Here is a 6193-nt window from a genome sequence, read left to right on the forward strand (position 1 = left end):
GCCATCTGACAGCGGGTGCAAAATCAAATCTGCCGTTTCATCCCGGACACCTGGCCCGGCATTGACCAAGTAGCAAAACCCTTCCTGACAGGGATGGACACAGTCTATTCCCACCAACAGTGCTCGCTGTCGGCGGGCCTGATAATAGGGATCCTGCTCAAAGAAAATATCCTGATAATGAATCGCCATCAAATCGCAGCTCAGCACCCCAAAAAGGACAAAAGGCTCTGGCTCAGGTAATGTTTCGCGGAAAAACTGACCATCGAAAACATACAACGGCTCTTGCTCGGCAAAGAAGAACTGCTTGGCCGAACTCAATGGCATGTTATGGGTCATTGGATAACACTCACCCTGCTCAACGTGCTGCCAATGCGGATCCCCGTCATCGTTAACTACCTGAAAAAACTGACGGGAGCGAGACAAATGAAGTTGCAGTTCACGAAGCGACTCTAGTAAATACTGCTGCATCCTACTTTTCCTCCCACAATTGCTGAACAGTTTTGGGGGCTTGGTTAGGTGGAAGCGGAAATACCGACACGGCACAGGCTTTCAGCTCGGGCATTTTGGTAATAGGATCCTGAGCCGTATTTGTTAACTGATTCGAAGGGGCTTCCTTGAAGTGGTAAGGCATGCTGACTAAGCCCGGCGGCACATCATCCGTTATCATAGCACGTGTCTCCAGATACCCGCGACGAGAGCGAACACCTATTGGCGAATAGCGCTGGAGTCGAAGCGCTTTCGCATCATGCGGGTTAATAAACAACACACCCGCAGGCGTTTCTCTCTCCAGCAATGGCGACTTACGTGTCATCGATCCGCAGCCATAATGAAAATGCAGACGGTTGGTGGTCAGCACAAGTGGAAACTGCTCATCGGCAGGCTCGTCAATGTCAATATAGTGAACAGGCAATAACTTGGCCTTTCCAATGGGAAAGCTGTCGCGATGCAGTATCTCCGTCCCCATCGGCGCGTCCTGATTACAAGGCCACTGTAATCCCTGATGCCGATCCATCCCTGCGTAAGTCATCCCCTGATAGGCTGGCGTCAACGTTGCCATCTCGTCAAAGACCTGCTCGCTTGTCTCCCAGCTCAATTGCTGGCTACCCAGCTGTTCAGCCAGGTATTTTAACCACTGCCAGTCGCTCTTCGCTGTACCGGGAGGAGCCAGTACTTGCGATATTCGCTGCACACGTCGCTCGCAGTTGGTGAAAGTACCCGCTTTCTCGGCAAACGAGGCCGCAGGCAAAACAAAATCAGCCAGCTTGGCGGTTTCAGTCATGGTCAGCTCGGCAACAACCAGCAGGTCCAGTGCCTTTAGCGCCGCCTTAACATGATTCTGATCCGGGTCGGTCACAACCGGATCTTCTCCAAACAACACCAATCCACGAAAGTCACCAGACAGCGTCGCCTTCGTCATACCGAGCGAGGTTAAACCCGGCTTGCTTGCAACCTCTTCTCCCCAGCTCTTGGCAAATTTACTTTGAACATCAGGGGCGCTGGCATCCTGATAGCCAGGATAGACATTAGGCAAGCAACCCATATCACAGGCGCCCTGCACATTATTCTGGCCGCGCAACGGATTAATACCCGTGCCGGGGCGGCCCACTTGTCCACACACCAAGGCCAAATCAGCAAGAGCAATCACGTTTTGGGTTCCACTGACAAACTGGGTAATACCCATCCCGTACATGATCATCGCACTGTTGGCCTGACTATATGCTTTGGCAACCTTACGGACTAGCTCGGCACTAACACCAGTTATCGATTCGACAGAATCCGGCGTCACTTGCGCTACATTATTTGCCAACGCCTCAAAACCTTCACAGCGTTCATCAATAAAACACTGGTTGTGCCATTGCTGAGCGAAAATGGTATGCAACATGGCATTAATCAGAGCAATATTACTACCTGCCTTGAGTTGCACATGCATATCCGCCACTTTCGCCAGCCGCGTTACCCTGGGATCAATGACAATTAGCTGCGCCCCTTTCTGCTGGGCATCGATAATGTGACCGCCCAGTATGCTGTGATTTTCCGTCGGATCGGCACCGATCACCACGATCAAATCCGTTTTATAAATATCACTTGCACTATTGGTCATCGCTCCGGAGCCCAGTGTCTGTTTCAGACCGGCAACCGTCGGGCTATGACAGATCCGCGCGCAGTGATCAATATTGTTGGTTTTCAATACTGCACGGGCAAATTTCTGCGCCGCATAGTTATCTTCATTGGTTGCACGTGCACTGGAAATAACCCCGACCGCCTCGGGCCCGGCTTCATCTAATATGGCTTTTATAGAATCCCCTATCGACGCCAGGGCCTCATCCCAACTGATAGGCTGGAATCGCTCCTTGATCCGTTTCAGCGGTTGGGTAATTCGGTTATCGGGGTGAATCGCGTAGGCAGTACCCCAACCTTTATCACACAGTTTACCGCGGCTTATTGGATGGCTGACCTGTGGTTCAACACCGATCAGGCGTTGCTGTTCATCAACTTTAAGGCAGATACCGCAGCCCACTCCGCAGAACGGACAAATGGTTTTTACAATCGAGGCAGTCATAGTCATTGCACAGTGCGTGTCCGGTACTGGTCTGAGTATAGCAACCGCTTACCAATGCGAAGTTTTATTACTTATCTTCTGGTTTGGGCAACGACTGTCCTCGCAGGTAGACAATGTGATAGACAAGGCCAACCAATACGCTGCCACCAACCAGATTACCAAGGATCACAGGGATCAGATTGCCAATAAACCCCAGCAAGGTAACCGAGTCGGCCACAGAAGCTGCCCCTGTATCACCAAAAGCCTTGATTAGCATAGCCAACGGGATGAAATACATATTGGCAATGCTGTGTTCAAACCCCGCAGCAACAAAAGCCGATATTGGAAAAACAATCGCCACCGCCTTGTCGATCACGCTACGCCCGGCAAGTGCCATCCAAACAGCCATGCAAACCAGTACATTACACAATACGCCACGAAAGAATGCCGTCCAGAAGGGCAAGCTGCATTTCACCTCTGCAATTTTCAGATATTGCTCAGCAATGGCCCCCTGATTTAGATCGGTATGGCCCGACAAAAAAACCAGCACTGCGAGGCCCGTTGCCCCAATAAAGTTTGCCGCGCAAACAACCCCCCAGTTATTGAGCAGCTCAGCGGTAGTTATTTTTTTATCCGCCCAGGCCATTGCCAGTAAATTATTCCCGGTAAACAACTCCGCGCCAGCCACAACAACCAGCAACAGGCCCAGCGAAAATGACACCCCGCCCAGCACTTGCCCAGTGGCAAAGCCAAAACCGGGCTCAGATTTAACCAGAGTAAAATACAATGCGCCCAGACCAATATAGGCACCGGCGAGGATCCCGAGTATTACCATCGACAGCAATGGCAATCGTGCTTTAGCTACCCCAATATTGTCGACTTTCTCTGCAATCTGCTTCGGGGAAAAAGCATCAAAGCCGTATATATCTGCCATTCTGGCTCCTAAGCATCCAAAGTGCGTCCACTCACAAATAACCCTGCCGCCTGTAAGGTAGCTTTATCCAGTTTAGCGGCTATCTGCCTTCACTCATTGCTTAATACTGAGAGACATCCATCGCGGTTTTTTGCTTGCAACTTTGGTTCGCACTATATACTTAACTTTATTCGGCATAGTGGTTACAGGTATCGTTGTATATGCATGTCCGCCAATTTCAGTCCAGTATCCTCAGTCTCATAACAGCTCTTTTTGTTGTTGGCTGTAGTTCAACATCAGAGTCATTTTTCAGCTCCAGTGAATACCGCTTTCATGACTCAACCCAGAGCTTCATCGCGCTTAACGATACTCGCAAAAACGGTGCGGTTGTGGATAAGGGGCTGTTCTACCCCAAGAGTGCGTTCTCATTTACTTATCGGTACTGCGCCAACAGCCAGCAGGAAGCTAACAACGATATCCAGGAATTCCACCAACTGGCCAAGCGTGTTTGTGATGCCAACGTCGGCCAGCTGATTCATCAGGATACTGGCACATGGTGTGTCTATAACCCCAATACTGTCGATGAGCGTCCAATTTTCTACTCCAAGATATCCAGCACTGCACTGTGGGCAGATCTATGCCTTGACGGGCCATTTGTCACTTTGAAGGTCATTGAAAATACTGAGGCAAGTCCGGATGAGTGGTATGACGCTGCCAAGATCCTAGGCTACCAACCTTACTCCTCGCACCGAAAACTGATTACCCCGCCAGAAGTCGGACAAATCCCTCAGCCAATGAAAGAGCCGGTTGCAGCAGAGCTTTGGAACGAAGAGAGCGAGTATATCTATACCAACATAGGTTCGGTCGTCTGCCTCTACAACCGGCCTAAAGATTCCACCATGGGATACACTTACCTGGGTACAGTACATAGTGTCAGTAATGGCTTGGTTAAAGTTGCCGCGACGGCGAAGCTGAAAGGTGACATCAGAACGGCACCGACATTGGAGCAACTGGACTGGCATCGTATGGCTTATATAACCGCAGCCGCAAACTCGTGGTTTGTGTGTGGTTAATCAATATTTCGTTATCTGCAATAAGTATGACTAAGCCGACTATTGAGTCACGTAAAATTACATACTTACTAGCGAATAAATAATCGTTAAACATAAATAAACAGTTAAAACTTAGATGAGGTATCCTTGCGTTATTTATCTGAGAGCTTTCTGTTTAAACCTTCTATTAAAATCCACTCTCCATATTGTTTGATAATAAAAAACAACCCCCAGACTGTATACCTGAAGGTTGTTTTAGTCATCTTCACCAATAATAATTAAGCTTGAACTTAGTAATAAGTAATTCCTTCACCCTGAGTGACTAATGTCCCAGCTTCGTTAGAAATAATCTTATCTAAATCAAAAAGCGAACCAATAGCAGCATTACCAAGTCCGGTTTCGACAAATTTACACACTGCCTCAATTTTAGGCCCCATAGAACCTGCTGGGAAATTGAATTCAGCCAATCCAGCAGGTGTTGCCTGTTTCATCTCGGCCTGATCTTCCTTGCCATAATTTCGATAAATTGAACCGTCGGTCAAAATAATAAATAAATCCGCCTCAAGTTTCTCAGCCAATAACTCAGCAGTCAGATCTTTATCGATTACACATTCGACACCGGCACTTTGCCCTTGTTCAAAGCAAACCGGTACCCCGCCGCCACCGCAAGCCACAACCAAGTTGTCTGCTTTTAACAGGGTCTCAACTTGTTTGAGCTCTACAATGTCTTTTGGCATCGGAGACGGAACAACACGGCGGAAGTACTCTCCATCGGCTTTAAACACCAAGTCTGAGTCTGCCATCATTTCTTTTGCGCGCTCTTCTGTATAGACAGGACCAACAAACTTTGTCGGGTTAGCAAATGCAGGATCGTCTTTGCTAACTTCTGTCTGTGTAATTAACGTTGCAATATCAAGCGAGGAGTCGATATTACGCAACTCCTGCTGCAACATATAACCCACCATTCCGCAAGTTTGCGAGCCTAATACATCCATAGGGTATGGCGTCGTTTCTGGTGAGTATTCCTGGTAAGCCGCATTTTGCTCCATTAATAAACCCACTTGTGGCCCATTACCATGAACAACAACAATTTCATGTTCTTTCGCAATAGCCGCAATACTAGCAGCGGATTTTTTAATATTTATTCTTTGGTTTTCAGCCGTTAATGCCTGGCCTCGAGCAAGTAGCGCATTACCACCTAATGCTAATACTATACGCATATGATCGTACCTCCTATGTTATGGAGTGATTATTATGTTTTATTTTTAATGTATCTAAGTAGTTTTTATATTTGTATAAAATAATACTTTCAATGAAGAAGTGAAAGTGTCGATATAGTATGTGAAAATTTATACGGGTTATGTGACAAGTATCAAAATACTATTTCACTAGACATGCCTAGTTAATTGTTAATTTATTCATTATTCGATTAAATATCCGTACTTTTTCTAATAATCTGCCTGTTAAAGTCATTTTTTTGCGAATGATTCGTCAATAGTGAATATTCTCTCAACAAATAAAACACGCCATAGGCTAGCTTTTATTCAATAATGATAGGCTGATCACAATAAGTTCTGTTGAAATAGCATTATGGATTGAATGAACACCTTAAGACCTAATCGCATCAGTCTATAGCTAAATACATGAATACATTAAATAAGTGTTGCCAATACTATGACTTTTTTATAT

4 protein-coding genes and 1 pseudogene are annotated in these 6193 nt (G+C 46.9%); 1 reads left to right on the forward strand and 4 read right to left on the reverse strand.

Annotated elements, in window-relative coordinates:
* The 3 genes and pseudogenes from MHN01_RS13360 to MHN01_RS13370 form a co-directional block, all read right to left on the reverse strand.
* Positions 1–468: pseudogene (locus tag MHN01_RS13360) on the reverse strand (hypothetical protein); the annotation flags it as partial.
* Between the two features lies 1 nt (position 469).
* Positions 470–2566 carry a formate dehydrogenase subunit alpha gene (fdhF, locus tag MHN01_RS13365; RefSeq protein WP_239411797.1) on the reverse strand — a complete coding sequence of 699 codons (2097 nt, stop codon included), beginning with the start codon at positions 2564–2566 and terminating at the stop codon, positions 470–472.
* 61 nt (positions 2567–2627) lie between these two features.
* Positions 2628–3473 (reverse strand): formate/nitrite transporter family protein, encoded by an 846-nt coding sequence (locus tag MHN01_RS13370; RefSeq protein ID WP_239411798.1) that lies wholly within the window; start codon positions 3471–3473, stop codon positions 2628–2630.
* Positions 3474–3673: 200 nt separating this feature from the next.
* Here MHN01_RS13370 and MHN01_RS13375 point away from each other — a divergent pair, with 200 nt between their 5' ends.
* Complete coding sequence (locus MHN01_RS13375) at positions 3674–4525, forward strand: hypothetical protein (protein WP_239411799.1); 852 nt, start codon at positions 3674–3676, stop codon at positions 4523–4525.
* A gap of 269 nt (positions 4526–4794) precedes the next feature.
* Here MHN01_RS13375 and MHN01_RS13380 read toward each other — a convergent pair whose 3' ends face one another.
* On the reverse strand, positions 4795–5724 hold the full coding sequence (locus MHN01_RS13380; protein WP_239411800.1) for a carbamate kinase: 930 nt from the start codon (positions 5722–5724) through the stop codon (positions 4795–4797).
* Positions 5725–6193 lie beyond the last annotated feature (469 nt).

The sequence above is a fragment of the Photobacterium sp. OFAV2-7 genome (genome assembly GCF_022347985.1).
GTDB lineage: Bacteria > Pseudomonadota > Gammaproteobacteria > Enterobacterales > Vibrionaceae > Photobacterium.

Bases quoted from the DNA above. Each gene is read 5' to 3' on its own strand.
- fdhF (WP_239411797.1), bottom strand. From the start codon at position 2,566: ATGACTATGACTGCCTCGATTGTAAAAACCATTTGTCCGTTCTGCGGA.
- MHN01_RS13370 (WP_239411798.1), bottom strand. From the start codon at position 3,473: ATGGCAGATATATACGGCTTTGATGCTTTTTCCCCGAAGCAGATTGCA.
- MHN01_RS13375 (WP_239411799.1), top strand. From the start codon at position 3,674: ATGCATGTCCGCCAATTTCAGTCCAGTATCCTCAGTCTCATAACAGCT.
- MHN01_RS13380 (WP_239411800.1), bottom strand. From the start codon at position 5,724: ATGCGTATAGTATTAGCATTAGGTGGTAATGCGCTACTTGCTCGAGGC.